The organism is Streptomyces viridifaciens (assembly GCF_001888885.2).
Lineage (GTDB): Bacteria > Actinomycetota > Actinomycetes > Streptomycetales > Streptomycetaceae > Kitasatospora > Kitasatospora aureofaciens.
In genome coordinates, this window is the sequence record NZ_CP090841.1 from 5,547,540 (window position 1) to 5,560,958 (window position 13,419).

The 13,419-nt window shown below is 71.9% G+C and carries 11 protein-coding genes; 5 read left to right on the top strand and 6 right to left on the bottom strand.

What is annotated here, in order from left to right:
• Positions 1 to 2 precede the first annotated feature (2 nt).
• The 3 genes from BOQ63_RS32000 to BOQ63_RS32010 form a co-directional block, all read right to left on the bottom strand.
• Complete coding sequence (locus tag BOQ63_RS32000) at positions 3 to 932, bottom strand: branched-chain amino acid ABC transporter permease (protein WP_030281863.1); 930 nt, start codon at positions 930 to 932, stop codon at positions 3 to 5.
• Between the two features lie 123 nt (positions 933 to 1,055).
• Positions 1,056 to 2,300: a branched-chain amino acid ABC transporter substrate-binding protein gene (locus BOQ63_RS32005; protein WP_030281859.1), complete on the bottom strand. Its 1,245-nt coding sequence runs from the start codon at positions 2,298 to 2,300 to the stop codon at positions 1,056 to 1,058.
• Positions 2,301 to 2,881: 581 nt separating this feature from the next.
• A complete protein-coding gene (locus BOQ63_RS32010; protein WP_030281858.1) occupies positions 2,882 to 3,346 on the bottom strand; it encodes a PaaI family thioesterase in 465 nt (154 codons plus the stop codon).
• A 229-nt stretch (positions 3,347 to 3,575) separates the two neighbouring features.
• On the opposite strand from BOQ63_RS32010, the gene polA reads away from it, so the two are divergent.
• A complete protein-coding gene (gene polA / locus BOQ63_RS32015; RefSeq protein WP_050367169.1) occupies positions 3,576 to 6,263 on the top strand; it encodes a DNA polymerase I in 2,688 nt (895 codons plus the stop codon).
• A 126-nt stretch (positions 6,264 to 6,389) separates the two neighbouring features.
• On the opposite strand, the gene BOQ63_RS32020 is transcribed toward polA, so the two are convergent.
• Positions 6,390 to 7,118, bottom strand: coding sequence for an SDR family oxidoreductase (locus BOQ63_RS32020; protein ID WP_030281853.1), 729 nt, complete (start codon positions 7,116 to 7,118; stop codon positions 6,390 to 6,392).
• Between the two features lie 189 nt (positions 7,119 to 7,307).
• Here BOQ63_RS32020 and BOQ63_RS32025 point away from each other — a divergent pair, with 189 nt between their 5' ends.
• The 4 genes from BOQ63_RS32025 to BOQ63_RS32040 all read left to right on the top strand — a co-directional run bounded on the left by BOQ63_RS32025 (position 7,308) and on the right by BOQ63_RS32040 (position 9,777).
• Positions 7,308 to 7,523, top strand: coding sequence for a hypothetical protein (locus tag BOQ63_RS32025; protein ID WP_030281851.1), 216 nt, complete (start codon positions 7,308 to 7,310; stop codon positions 7,521 to 7,523).
• An 11-nt stretch (positions 7,524 to 7,534) separates the two neighbouring features.
• Positions 7,535 to 7,981 carry a tetratricopeptide repeat protein gene (locus tag BOQ63_RS32030; RefSeq protein ID WP_030281849.1) on the top strand — a complete coding sequence of 149 codons (447 nt, stop codon included), beginning with the start codon at positions 7,535 to 7,537 and terminating at the stop codon, positions 7,979 to 7,981.
• Between the two features lie 268 nt (positions 7,982 to 8,249).
• Positions 8,250 to 8,396 (top strand): hypothetical protein, encoded by a 147-nt coding sequence (locus BOQ63_RS32035; RefSeq protein WP_157846573.1) that lies wholly within the window; start codon positions 8,250 to 8,252, stop codon positions 8,394 to 8,396.
• 130 nt (positions 8,397 to 8,526) lie between these two features.
• The gene (locus BOQ63_RS32040; RefSeq protein ID WP_030281846.1) at positions 8,527 to 9,777 is read left to right on the top strand and encodes a chymotrypsin family serine protease; all 1,251 of its coding nucleotides are present in this window, start codon (positions 8,527 to 8,529) and stop codon (positions 9,775 to 9,777) included.
• Between the two features lie 5 nt (positions 9,778 to 9,782).
• Here BOQ63_RS32040 and hrpB read toward each other — a convergent pair whose 3' ends face one another.
• Positions 9,783 to 12,296: an ATP-dependent helicase HrpB gene (gene hrpB / locus BOQ63_RS32045; RefSeq protein ID WP_150476194.1), complete on the bottom strand. Its 2,514-nt coding sequence runs from the start codon at positions 12,294 to 12,296 to the stop codon at positions 9,783 to 9,785.
• An 8-nt stretch (positions 12,297 to 12,304) separates the two neighbouring features.
• Positions 12,305 to 13,177, bottom strand: a complete 873-nt coding sequence (locus tag BOQ63_RS32050; protein WP_050366833.1) for a class I SAM-dependent methyltransferase — start codon at positions 13,175 to 13,177, stop codon at positions 12,305 to 12,307.
• Positions 13,178 to 13,419 lie beyond the last annotated feature (242 nt).

Consider the following 13,419-nt stretch of genomic DNA (forward strand, 5'->3'; position numbering starts at 1 on the left):
GGTCACGCCCTGTCCGCGACGCGCTCGCCGAGCAGGCCCTGGGGCCGGACGAGGAGCACGAGGATGAGGAGTACGAAGGCCCAGACGTCCTTCCAGGCGCCGCCTCCGAAGAGGTGCATGCCGGGCAGGTGCTGGATGTAGCCGGTGGCGAGGGCTTCGGCGAGGCCGAGGGCGAGGCCGCCGAGCATGGCTCCGTAGATGTTGCCGATGCCGCCGAGGACGGCGGCGGTGAAGGCCTTGAGGCCGAGGATGAAGCCCATCCGGAAGTCGACCTGGCCGCTGCGCAGTCCGTAGGCGACGGCGGCGACGGCGGCGAACGCGGCGCCGATGGCGAAGGCCATGACGATGATGCGGTCGGTGTCGATGCCCATGAGCTTGGCGGTGTCGGGGTCCTGGCTGGTGGCCTGCATGGCACGGCCGGAGCGGGTGCGGGTGACGAACCAGCCGAGGGCGAGCATGCACAGGGGGGCGGCGATGATCAGGAAGAGGTCGCTGCGCTGGACGGTGACGGAGCCGAGGCTGAAGGGGTCGCCGGGGATCTTGGGGAAGACCCGGGCCTTCTTGGCGTCGGGGTAGAAGGAGAAGACGAGTTGCTGGAGGAAGATGGACAGCCCGATCGCGGTGATCAGCGGGGCGAGCCGGGGGGCGTTGCGCAGTGGCCGGTAGGCGAAGCGTTCGGCGGCGACGGCGGTGAGGGTGGAGACCAGGATGCCGGCGATCAGCATGAGTGGCAGGGCCAGCCACAGGGTGGTGCCGCCGGGGAGGGCGAGGTAGGCGGTCAGGGCGCCGAAGCCGCCGACCATGACGATCTCGCCGTGGGCGAAGTTGATGAGCTGGACGATGCCGTAGACCATCGTGTAGCCGATCGCGACGAGTCCGTAGAGGGCGCCGAGGATCAGGCCGTTGGCCAGCTGCTGCGGTAGGTCGTGCACCGCTGGGCCTCCGTAGTGCGTTCTGGGGTGTCCGCGTGGGTGGTGGATGTGGGGGCGCGCGGGGGCACTCGTGGCGCCCCCGCGCGCTGGTGGTGCTGGTGGTGACGGGTTGCGGAGGGGCGGTCAGCCGTTGAAGGTGCCGGACTTCTCGACGGCCCACTTGCCGTCCTTGACGGTGTAGACGGTGAGCTGCTTGTTGGTGGTGTCACCGAACTCGTCGAAGGAGACCTTGCCGGTGACGCCGTTGAAGGAGACCTTCTGGACGGCGTCGCGGACGGCCTTGCGGGCGTCGCCGCTGGGCAGCTTGCCGTTGTTGGCGGCGACGACGTTCTTGACGCCTTCGATGATGGCCCAGGCGCTGTCGTAGGAGTAGCCGCCGTAGGTCTCGTAGGCGTCCTTGTAGTTGGCGGCCTTGTAGTCGGCGATGAACTTCTTGGCGGTGTCGAGGGTTTCGACGGGCAGGCCGACGGCGGTGGCGAAGTCGCCCTGGCTCTTGGGGTTGAGCTTGATGAACTCGTCGCTCTGGATGCCGTCGCCGCCCATCAGGGGGATGTTGACGCCGGCGTCCTTGAGCTGGAGGGAGAGCGGGCCGGCGGCGGGGTACTCGCCGCCGTAGTAGACGGCGTCGGCGCCGGAGGCCTTGACCTTGGTGACGATGGCGGAGAAGTCGCGGTCGTCGGGGTTGACGTGCTCCTCGCCGGCGAGGGTGCCGCCGAGCTTGGTGAACTGGCCCTTGAAGGTGGCGGCGAGGCCGGCGCCGTAGGTCTTCTGGTCGTCGATCAGGAAGACCTTGGTCTTCTTGGCGTCGTTGTAGAGGAACTGGGCGGCGAAGGGGCCCTGGACGGCGTCGGTGGTGGCGGTGCGGAAGTAGGACTTGAAGGGGCGCTTCTTGTCGCCGGTGGCCCACTTCTCGCCCTGGCTGAGGGCGACGCCGGTGTTGGCGGGGGAGATCTCGGTGAGGCCGGCGTCGTCGAAGATCTGCTGCATCGACTGCGCCACGCTGGAGTTGAGCGGGCCGACGACGCCGAGGACCTTGGAGTCGCTGACCAGCTGGGTGGCGTTCTGCTGGCCGGGGGCGGGCTTGGCGGTGTCGTCCAGGGCCTTGACCTCGAACTTGACGCCGGGGACCTCGTTGGTGGCGTTGGCGGTCTTGACGGCGAGGTCGACGGAGTTGCGGATGCCGAGGCCGAGGGCGGAGAGGTCGCCGGTGAGCGGGGCGTCGACGCCGATCACGACGGTGGTGGTGGCGGCGTTGTTGTCCTTGCTGCCGGCGTTGTCGCCGGACTTGCCGCCGCGGGAGCCGCAGGCGCTGAGGCTGAGGGCGCCGATCACGGCAATGCTCACGACAATTGCTGAACGATGACGCACGAGGGTCCCCTTCGGTTCAGGAGGCGCCGCGCCGAGTGGCGGGAGCCGGGATGCGCGGAGGGCCGGGCCCATTCCGGATGGCGCGGTGACTGGCCGTGACTCTAGATGTCGGGGGGCGGCTCGGGCAGTGGTGTGAGCAGGCTGTGATTCTCTTGTTATGAGCACACGGAGCATTTGTCTCAGCATGTGGTCGTTCCGGCTCGACCGACCCTGAACTGCCGGGCGTTTACCCGCTGGTGGCGGGATGTAAGGGCCAGAAATGGGGGTTGCCGCTGGCGCTGTCGATAATCGGACGCAGGTGTCCGATGTGCTGCATTCGACCGTGCACGTCCGCATTGCGGACAAGGGGGGCGCGGTGAAGGGGCTTCGGGGTCTCGGAACCGCCGCTTGCGCGGATTTCCTACTTATTACGCTGCGTTACAGGAGTGGGAGGAAGGGTGGGAGACGCGTCGATCGCATCCGGACATGCCGACGCCCCCTCGCTCAGACCAACGCCTGCCCACGGGGGCGGACGGTCAAACGAGGGGGCGGGAAGGGGACTTGCTGCTCTCCGGGCCGAACCGGCCGTACCCGCAGGCCCGTTACAGGTCGCGCAGCATGCAGGTCAGCCGGCAGCTGGTGACCCGCTTGCCGGTGTCGTCGGTGATCGCGATCTCGTACGTGGCGGCCGTACGACCCTTGAACACCGCCGTCGCCACCCCGGTGACCAGACCGGAGGTGGCCGAGCGATGGTGGGTCGCGTTGAGGTCCACGCCCACCGCGTACCGGCCCGGACCGGCGTGCAGCATCGCGCCGATCGAGCCGAGCGTCTCGGCCAGCGCCGCGGAGGCGCCGCCGTGCAGCAGCCCGTACGGCTGCTGGTTGCCCTCCACCGGCATGGTGCCGACCACCCGGTCGCCGGAGGCCTCGACGATCCGGATGCCGAGCTTCTCGCCGAGGTGGCCGCCGGAGAAGGTCTCCGGGCTCACGCCGAGCTTGGCGAAGTGGTCGAGCACGTCCTGCGGGACCTTCAGGACGGGGGCGGTGTCGGGAGCCGCGTCGGTCATGGGGGTACTCCTTCGGGGGTGTCGCGTCGTCGTGCTGCCTGTGATCGTACGACCGTCCTACTCGCCGGTAGTGGCGGTGCCGCCCTGGCGCGGCGCCCCTTTTGTCGGTGCCGGGCCATAGGATCGGTGACCGGTAGTGGAATCGGCAGGAACGGACGTTGACGTGGCTACGCAGAGTACGGACAAGGGCGCGACGGGTGACGGCGGGGCCGGCGCGCGGCCCCGGCTGATGCTGCTCGACGGGCACTCGATGGCCTACCGGGCCTTCTACGCCCTGCCCGTGGAGAACTTCAACACCTCCACCGGCCAGCCCACCAACGCGGTCTACGGCTTCGCCTCGATGCTCGCCAACACCGTCCGCGACGAACAGCCCACCCACCTCGCCGTCGCCTTCGACCTCTCCCGGCAGACCTTCCGCTCCGCCGAGTTCCCCGACTACAAGGCCAACCGCGCCAAGACGCCGGACGAGTTCCGCAGCCAGGTCGGCCTGATCGGCGAACTCCTCGACGCCATGAACATCCCCCGGATGACGGTCGAGGGCTTCGAGGCCGACGACATCATCGCCACCCTGGCCACCGCCGCCGAGGCGGCCGGCTACGACGTCGACATCGTCACCGGCGACCGCGACTCCCTCCAACTGGTCACCGACCACGTCACCGTGCTCTACCCCACCAAGGGCGTCTCCGAGCTCACCCGCTTCACCCCGGAGAAGGTCGCCGAGAAGTACGGCGTCGCCCCGCGCCAGTACCCCGACCTCGCGGCCCTGCGCGGCGACCCGTCCGACAACCTGCCCGGCATCCCCGGCGTCGGCGAGAAGACCGCCGCCAAGTGGGTCAACCAGTTCGGCTCCTTCGACGAACTCGTCGCCCGCGCCGACGAGGTGAAGGGCAAGATCGGCGAGAAGCTGCGCGACAACCTCGACTCGGTCAAGCGCAACCGGGTGCTCACCGAGCTGGTCCGCGACGTCGAACTCCCGCTGGGCGTCGCCGACCTGGCCCGCCGGCCGTTCGACAAGGCCGCCGTCGGCACCCTGATGGAGTCGCTGGAGTTCCGCAACGCCAACTTCCGCGACCGGGTCTTCGGCATCGACCCGGCCGTCGGCGAGGCCGCGGTGGAGGCCGAGCTCGCCCCCGGCGTCGAGGTCGACGGCGAACTGCTCACCGACCCCGGAACGCTCGCCGCCTGGCTGCGCGAGCACGCCTCCGACGGCAAGACCACCGTCGCCCTCGCCGCCGTCTACCAGTGGGCGCTCGGCACCGGCGAGGTCAGCGAAGTCGCCCTCGCCGCAGGGGAGTCGGCCGCCTGGTTCGACCCGGCGCTGCTCGCCGAGGAGGACGAGCAGGCCTTCGCCGGCTGGCTCGCAGACGCGGCCGCCCCCAAGGCCCTGCACATCGCCAAGCAGGTCATGCGCGCCTTCGCCGAGCGCGGCTGGACCATCGCCGGGGTCGTCGCCGACACCGCGCTCGCCGCCTACCTGGAGAAGCCCGGCCGCCGCACCTTCACCCTGGAGGTCCTCGCCGAGGAGTACCTGGCCCGCTCCCTCACCCCCGCCCCGGCGGCCGAGAGCGGCCAACTCGCCTTCGACGCACCGGAGGAGGACCCGACCGCGCACGCCCAGGCCCTCATGCTCCAGGCCCGCGCCGTGCTCGACCTCGCCGCTCTCTTCGACACCCGCCTCGCCGAGGTCGGCGCCGCCGGGCTGCTGCACGACATGGAACTGCCCATCGCCGCGCTGCTCGCCCGCATGGAGCGCCACGGCATCGCCGCCGACCGCGACTGGCTCACCCGGCTGGAGACCCAGTTCGCCGCCGAGATCCAGCGCTGCGTCGAGGAGGCCCACGCCGCCGCCGGGCGCGAGTTCAACCTCGGCTCGCCCAAGCAGCTCCAGGAGATCCTCTTCGGCGAACTCGCCCTCCCCAAGACCAAGAAGATCAAGACCGGCTACACCACCGATGCCGACGCGCTCACCTGGCTGGCCACCCAGACCGACAACGAGCTGCCCGTCATCCTGCTGCGCCACCGCGACCAGGCCAAGCTGCGCACCACCGTCGAGGGCCTGCTCAAGACGGTCTCGCCCAAGGGCCGGATCCACACCACCTTCAACCAGATGGTCGCCGCCACCGGCCGGCTCTCCTCGCAGGACCCGAACCTGCAGAACATCCCGGTCCGGACGGAGGAGGGGCGCGCCATCCGCCGCGCCTTCGTCGTCGGGGCCGGGTACGAGTCGCTGCTCACCGCCGACTACTCGCAGATCGAGCTGCGGATCATGGCCCACCTCTCCGAGGACGAGGCGCTGATCGAGGCCTTCGCCACCGGCGAGGACCTCCACACCACCGTCGCCTCCCAGGTCTTCGAGGTCCCCGGCGCGGCGGTGGACGCCGAGATGCGCCGCAAGATCAAGGCGATGTCCTACGGCCTCGCGTACGGGCTGTCCGCATACGGGCTCTCCCAGCAGCTCGGCATCAAGCCGGCCGAGGCCCAAGGCCTGATGGACACCTACTTCGAGCGCTTCGGCGGCGTGCGCGACTACCTGCACCGGGTCGTCGACGAGGCCCGCGCCACCGGCTACACCGAGACCCTGCTCGGCCGCCGCCGCTACCTGCCCGACCTCAACAGCGACAACCGCCAGCGCCGCGAGATGGCCGAGCGGATGGCCCTCAACGCCCCCATCCAGGGCTCGGCCGCCGACATCGTCAAGATCGCCATGCTGCGGGTCGACGAGGCGCTGCGCGAGGCCGGGCTCGCCTCCCGGATGCTGCTCCAGGTGCACGACGAAATCGTGCTGGAGCTCGCCCCGGGCGAGCGCGACCGGGTCGAGGCCGTCGTCCGCGAGCAGATGGCCGGCGCCTACCCGCTGCGCGCCCCGCTGGACGTCTCCGTCGGTGTCGGCGCCAACTGGGAGGCCGCCGCGCACTGACCCGGAGCGGTAGTCGGCCGCCGGCGGCGGGCCCGGGCGCACGAAGTGCCCGGGCCCGCCGACGTGTTCGCTCGGTTCGGCCCGTTCGTTTAGTTGGGCCTGCTGCCCCTGGTGCTGGACGACCGTTCAGACCTGCTCGAAGTGGAAGGCCTTGATGAAGCAGTCGCGGGGCTGGGACACCGCGAAGAGGACGCACTCGACGAGGGATTGGGCGGCGAGGGGGGCCCGGGCGTGGCGCGGGGTGGTCTCCCACTCCTCGGCGAGGGGGTCGGGGTTGTCGAAGTCGGGCGGGTAGAGGGAGATCACCCGGACTCCCCGGGGCCGCAGGCGCTTGGAGAGGATGTCGACGAAACCGGCCTGGGCGTTCTTGGCCGCGTAGAAGGAGTCATGGGCGTCCGAGCGGTGATGGCCCGGGGTTCCGCAGGCGGAGACCATGGTCACCACGTCCGGTTTGACCGAGTTGAGCAGGAGGGGGAGGAAGTTCTTCACGGTCAGGACGGTGCCGGTGGCGCCGGAGGCGATCGTGTCGACGACGTCGGCGTCGGAGGCCGACAGGAGGTCCGGGCCTGCGAGGTAGCGGGAGCCGTTGTTGATCAGCACGTCGATGTGGTCGGTCTGCCCGCCCACTCGGGCAGCGAAGTCGCGGATCGAGGCGGGGTCCGTCAGGTCGCAGGCGAAGGCGTGGACGCGCTGCTTTCCCCGGTCGCGTATCTCGTCCCGGACCCGCTCGGCAGCGGCGAGGGTGCGGGCGGAGAGGAAGACCTCGGCGCCGAGGTCCGCCAGGCGGATGGCCAGTGTGCGCCCGAAGTCGCGGCCGGCAGCGGTGATGACCACCCTGTGGTCGTCGAATCTCATGTGCCCAGCTTGGCCGACGGCAAGGCGGCGCCACATCCTCCCCGTGTTCGCCCGGCGCAGGGAGTCGGCCCGTCCGACTTCCTGCGCGGCAGGCCTCGTCCGGGCCCGGACGGAGGAGTGTCCGCGCCCGCCGCTACGATCTGCCCGGCCGCCGCGCAGTGGGCGCGGCGCGGATCCGGGGGAGCGGCGATGACGGAACAGGGCGCGGAGGAGCGGCGGGGGTTGCTGCGGCCGCGGCTGGCGGTCCCGGCCGGGCTGGCGGCGCTGCTGTTGGTGGGCGGCTCGGTGTGGGCGCTGTCCGGTGGCGGGGGTGGTGCGGCCGCGCCGGTGGGGGCGGGTACGGCGAGCGCGGCGGTGAGCCCCACTGCGGAGCCCTCGCCGACCGCTGCGCCGTCGTTGCCATGACAGGGACGGCCATGCAACTGCCCGATGAGGTCCATGCCGAGATCACCGACCTGTGTCAGGAGGGTGATGCCCTGGCCGGAATGGGAGAGTTCGACGAGGCCAGGCTGCGCTACATCGAAGCCCTCCGGCTGCTGCCGGGCGATCCCCGTGGGTGGGCGGCCTCGACCTGGATCTACGTAGCGATCGGAGACGTGCACTTCCGACGCGGTGTTCACGACAAGGCCTACAAGTGCTTCCACAACGCCGTTCAGTGTCCTGACGGACTCGGCAATCCGTACATCCACCTTCGATTGGGCCAGACCGCCTTCGAGCTGGGCGACCACGACCGAGCTGCGGATGAGCTGATCAGGGCCCACATGGGTGGCGGACCCGAAATCTTCGAAGAGGACGACCCCAGGTATCTCAAGTTCCTGCGGGCCCGTGCGGACCTGAACCACTCCGGCAGTGCGGGCTCCTGACGGCTCACCGTTGGCGAATCGCCCGGGGCCAACGCGGGCCACCCGGTGGCAACCATGAGGGACGCCCGGAATTCGGCCTCCACCCCGACGACCTGCCGGCCTGACCCCTCCACGAACTCCTGCAGCGCAGCACTGGCTGCCGGCGGCCCACGTAGTGTCAAATACATTGGCAGCGCCCCGGGATGCGCCGTGAGCGGGGTACGGTGCGGGCGGACGGGAACGGGGAGGGAGATCGACAGTGAAGCGGCCGGGGTACGCAATTGCGGTGGTGCTCGACATCGTCTTGCTGGTCGGGTTGGTCCAGGGGTGGCTGCCCACCAGCTCCGAGGGGTTCCGCGAGTTCCTGGTCATCCTCACCACCGTGATCCTGTCGTTCGTCCTCTTCTCGGCGATCCGGCCGAACCGACGCGACTGACCCACCTGCCGGGGGCGCGCTGCTTCCCAAGTGCGCCTGCCACAGCCCGACATGCGCCTTCTGGCCAGGCGAGATGCCGCCCAGTCCCTACGCTGGATGCCGGCCCGCCAGCTCCGTCGAAGGACCGCTCATGCGCCGCTCCCGTCTCCTGCTGTCCCTGGCCCTGTCCGCCGTGACCGCCTCCGCTCTCGTTGCCGCCGATGCCGCGCCGGACGAACCGATCCGCTCCGTCCGCCTGCCGGTGCTCCGTGACCCGCAGGCGCAGCAGACGCTCCACCGCATGACGGACCCGGTGCAGGACTGGGTGGAGTCCGGCGATCAGGCGGCGGACGGCTACGCCGGGACCGTGATCGACGCCTGGAACCAGCACGCCGACCTCTACTGGAAGGGCGAGGCCCCGACCAAGGTGCAGGCGCTGCTCGGCGCGAACGCCAGCCCCGGCTTCACCGTCGACGTTCACCGCAGCCCGTACTCCCGTGCGGAGATGCGTGCCGCGATCGAGCGGTTCACCGCCGCGGTGGCGCCCGGGGCCTGGACGTCGATCGGCCCGCAGGAGGACGGCGCCGCCATCTCGATCACGTACGTGCCTTCGAAGGCGACGCGGCTGACCGGTGGCGCCACGACCGAGCAGGCGTACTCCCGGAGGGCCGCCGAGATCGCCGGGATGCCGGTGACGGCCACCGTCGAGGGCATCCCGGCAGCGCTGTCCGGCAGTCGGCACTCCGACAGCGCGCCGTACTACGCGGGCGCCGAGGTCAACACCGGCAAGGCCGCGTTCTGCTCGACCGCGTTCAGCGGGTGGAAGGACAGGACGAAGGTGCTGCTGACCGCCGCGCACTGCGGCGGCGGCCGGTACTACAACGGCACCGGCGGCTACATCGGCGACCTGTACGCGATCGGCGACGGCTTGGACGTCGGCATGATCGCGATCAACGGCAATGGCGCCGACCGGTTCTACGACGGCGCCTGGTCGGACCGGAGCGGCTCGTCACGACACACGTACGGGGCCGGACGCAACAACGTGGGGGACCTGGTCTGCCTCAGCGGTGCCCAGTCGGGGTGGAAGTGCGATGTGGAGGTCAAGAAGGTCGACGTGGAGACGACGAACGACGAGGGGACGAGGATCCGGCCGGTGGACATCGCGGAGTCGAAGGGCGGTGACCGACGGGCGGTCGGCGCGAAGGGCGACAGCGGTGGCCCGGCGCTGGCGAACCCGTCCGGCGCCAGCGGCGACATGGAGGCTCGCGGCGTGATCGTGGCCGGAAGGTCGGAGGTCAGCTGCCCGGCCGGGTCGACGGCGCACTCGACGACCTGCTACGCGCAGGTCATGTACGTGCCGATGACGCCGGTGGTGAACCAGATGGGCTTCTCGATCTCCTGACGGCGTCACTTCCGGGCGTTGGTACGGCGGGTCGGCTCCGCCGTCGTCGGGTCTTCGGGCCAGGGGTGGCGGGGGTAGCGGCCCCTGAGGTCGGCACGGACGGCCGGGTAGCCGTTCTGCCAGAAGGACGCCAGGTCTCCCGTGACGGCGGCGGGCCGGCCGGCCGGGGAGAGCAGGTGGATGGTCAGCGGGACGCGGCCGCCGGCCAGGGCGGGGGTGACGGTCCAGCCGAAGAGCTCTTGCAGCTTGACTGCCAGGAACGGGCGTTCGGTGCTGTAGTCGACTCGTATCCTCGAGCCGGACGGCACGGTGATCCGCTCCGGCGCGAGTTCGTCCAGGCGGCCCGCTTCGCCGGTGGCCCAGGGGAGCAGACGCTGCAACGCGGCCGTGGTATCGATCCTCGCGAGGTCGGCGCGGCGGCGGGCGCGGGAGAGTTCGGGCTCGAGCCACTCGTCGGCGCGTTCGAGCAGCGCCCCGTCGGAGACGTCGGGCCAGGGGTCGCCGAGAGCGGTGCGGAGGAAGGCGAGGCGTTCGCGCAGGCCCGGGGAGGGCCAGGTCAGCACGGTGCTGATGCCCTCGCGGGCCAGGCCTTCGAGGAGGGCGGCGCGGACGAGTGCGGGGTCGGGGCGGCTGAGGGGCTTCTCGGTGAGTTCGATGGCGCCGAGGGACTCGACCCGGCGGGAGACGACCTCACCTCGTCGGGTGTCCCAGTGGACTTCCTCGCGGGCGGTGAGCAGAGCGGCTCCGGCCTGATGGGCGGTGTCCTCGTCCAGTGCCGCAGCGTGCAGGATGCGGGCGGAGTGCGAGCCGGCCGGGCGGTCGGCGACCGCGACGGCGAGCCAGGGGAGGGCGCCGAGCCGGGTGTCGCGGGCGGGTTCGGCAGCCGTCCCGGAGGCCATCAGGTACGGGCTGCGCTCGCCGGGGGCGGGGCGCTCCACCCGGGCGCGGGCGATGCGTTCGGGGAAGGCGAGGGCGACGACGAGTCCGACGGCGGTCGCGTCGGGGAGTGGGGTGGTCGGTTCGTCGGAGGCGGAGCGCTGGAGGCGGCGGACTTCGTCGCGCCAGCGGGCGGCGTACGGATCGCCGGCGGAACGGACCGTCCGCCACACCGCGCCGAGGTCGTCGCCCAGCGCACGCGGCGGCTCCTCGGAGAGCAGGGCGACCACCTCGGCCGCGCGCCTGGCGCCGACGGCGGGGGCGCCGTCGATCAGGGCGCGGGCGAGTCGGGGGTGCAGCCCGGTGCGGGCGAGGCGGGTACCCCGTGGGGTGGCACGGCCGTCGGAGGAGACGGCGCCCAGGGCGATGAGGGTCTGCCGGGCGGCGGCCATCGCCCCGGCGGGCGGGGCGTCGGGCAGGGCGAGGCCGGTGGCGTCCGGGTCGCCCCAGCAGGCGGCCTGGAGGGCGAACGAGGTGAGGTCGGCGAGGGCGATCTCGGGGGTGGGGAACCGTGCGGCGCGGGCGTCCTCGGCCTCGTGCCAGCAGCGGTAGACGGTCCCCGGGGCCTCGCGCCCGGCACGCCCCGCGCGCTGGCGGGCGGCGGCGAGCGAAGCCCGTACGGTGACCAGCCCGGCCAGCCCCCGGGCGTGGTCGGTGCGGGGTTCGCGGGCGAGCCCGGCGTCGACCACGATCCGAACCCCGGGCACGGTGAGCGAGGACTCGGCGACGGCGGTGGTCAGGACGACGCGGCGTCCCTGCCCGGCAGAGAGCGCGGCGTCCTGGACGGCTTGCGGGGCGCGGCCGTGGAGTTGCAGCACTTCGGCCGAAACGCCGCCCAGCTGCCCCGCGACGCGGGCGATCTCGCCGACGCCGGGGAGGAAGCAGAGCACGTCCCCGTCGCGCTCACCCAACGCCCGCCGCACGACGGCCGCGACGTGGTCGAGCAGCGCCGGGTCGACCCGGGTCCCGTGCGCGGGCCGGACGGCGCGCGGCGGCGGTGCCCAGACCACGTCCACCGGGTGGGACACCCCGTGCGCCTCCACCACCGGTGCGCCGCCGAGGAGTTCGGCCCAGGCCTCGGTGTCGGAGGTGGCCGAGGCGCAGACCAGCCGCAGTTCGGGCCGCAGCGCCGCCCGTACGTCCAGCAGGAAGGCGAGCGCGGTGTCCGCGTCCAGGTGCCGTTCGTGGCACTCGTCGAGGACGACGACATCGACGCCCGGCAACTCCTGGTCGCGCTGCAGCCGCTGCAGCAGCACGCCGGTGGTGACCACCTCGACGACGGTCTCGGGCCCGGCGCGACGCTCCCCGCGCACCGTGTAGCCGACCCGGCTTCCGACGGCCTCGCCGAGCAGCCAGGCCATCCGCCGGGCGGCGGCCCGTACGGCGAGGCGGCGCGGTTCGGCGACCAGCACCCGCCGCACGGGCCGGCCGTCGGAGAGCAGCCCCGCGAGGGCGAGCGGCACCAGCGTCGTCTTGCCGGTCCCGGGCGGGGCCGCGAGGACGGCGGTGCCGTCCTGCTCCAGTGCCTCGTGCAGGGCGGGCAGGGCGGTGCGGACGGGAAGTTCGCGCCAGGCGGGGTTCATGGAGGGGCTCAGCCCCGCTCGGTGACGAAGATCGCCGTGCCGGGGATCAGCCGCCCGCGCAGCGGGGACCAGCCGCCCCACTCCTGTTCCAGGTCGGCCGGCCACTCGGGCTCGACCAGGTCGATCAGCCGGAAGCCGGCGGCGACGAGTTCGCGGACCCGGTCGCCGAGGGTGCGGTGGTGTTCGACGTAGGTGGCGTTGCCGTTCTCGTCCTGCTCGACGTACGGGGTGCGGTCGAAGTAGGAGGACGTCGCGGTGAGCCCCTCGACGCCGGGCTCGTCGGGGAAGGCCCATCGGATCGGGTGGGTGACCGAGAACACCCAGCGCCCCCCGGGCCGCAGCACCCGGTGCACCTCGCGCATCAGACGCTCGGTGTCGGCGCTGAACGGGACGGCTCCGTAGGCGGAGCAGGCGAGGTCGAAGGAGGCGTCGGCGAAGGGCAGGACGGCGGCGTCGGCCTGGACGACGGGGACGGGCGCGGTGCCGCGGCCGAGGTCGATCCGGCGGGAGTGCTGGAGCTGGCGGTAGGAGATGTCGAGGGCGACGGGGCGGGCGCCGCGGGCTGCGAGCCAGCGGGAGCACTGGGCGGCGCCGGCGCCGATCTCCAGGACGTCGCGGCCGGAGACGTCGCCGAGCAGGCGGGCGTCGGCCTCGTCCAGTCCCTCGGGGCACCAGGTGAAGCGGTCGTCGCCGAGGAACTCGCCGTGCTCGTCCTGGTACTCGTCGGCGTTGCGGTCCCACCAGTGCCGACTGGCCCGGCTGCTCTCCCCGACGCCCGCCGAGCGCCGCACCGCGTCGTCGCCGGTGTCGTCCTCGTCGACGGATGAGTCAAGATCGTGAAGAGGGGACTGGGGGGTGGTGGCCACGGTGACAATGCCCATCGCGTAGGGTATGAAGTGCGGAAGCGCCGCTGCCGCGAACCGGCCCGTCAGGGTCCGGCTCCTGGTGGTGGCATCCGGGGAAGGGCCCCTGCGAGCGCCACCGCGAGGTGCGCAATCGGAGGATATGGCCTGATCCGTACCGGGCTCCACCGTCTTGCCTCTCTTGGCGTTGACCGTGCCTGGCCGTCCCCGTATGCTACAAGTTGCGCTGCGGGCCTGCGCGCCTCGGACGGAGCAGGTCG

Excerpts from the sequence above, each read along its gene's own strand:
- BOQ63_RS32025 (WP_030281851.1), top strand. The coding sequence starts at position 7,308 with ATGACGGAACAGGGCGCGGAGGAGCGGCGGGGGTTGCTGCGGCCGCGG.
- polA (WP_050367169.1), top strand. The coding sequence starts at position 3,576 with ATGCTGCTCGACGGGCACTCGATGGCCTACCGGGCCTTCTACGCCCTG.
- BOQ63_RS32010 (WP_030281858.1), bottom strand. The coding sequence starts at position 3,346 with ATGACCGACGCGGCTCCCGACACCGCCCCCGTCCTGAAGGTCCCGCAG.
- hrpB (WP_150476194.1), bottom strand. The coding sequence starts at position 12,296 with ATGAACCCCGCCTGGCGCGAACTTCCCGTCCGCACCGCCCTGCCCGCC.
- BOQ63_RS32040 (WP_030281846.1), top strand. The coding sequence starts at position 8,527 with ATGCGCCGCTCCCGTCTCCTGCTGTCCCTGGCCCTGTCCGCCGTGACC.
- BOQ63_RS32050 (WP_050366833.1), bottom strand. The coding sequence starts at position 13,177 with ATGGGCATTGTCACCGTGGCCACCACCCCCCAGTCCCCTCTTCACGAT.
- BOQ63_RS32030 (WP_030281849.1), top strand. The coding sequence starts at position 7,535 with ATGCAACTGCCCGATGAGGTCCATGCCGAGATCACCGACCTGTGTCAG.
- BOQ63_RS32020 (WP_030281853.1), bottom strand. The coding sequence starts at position 7,118 with ATGAGATTCGACGACCACAGGGTGGTCATCACCGCTGCCGGCCGCGAC.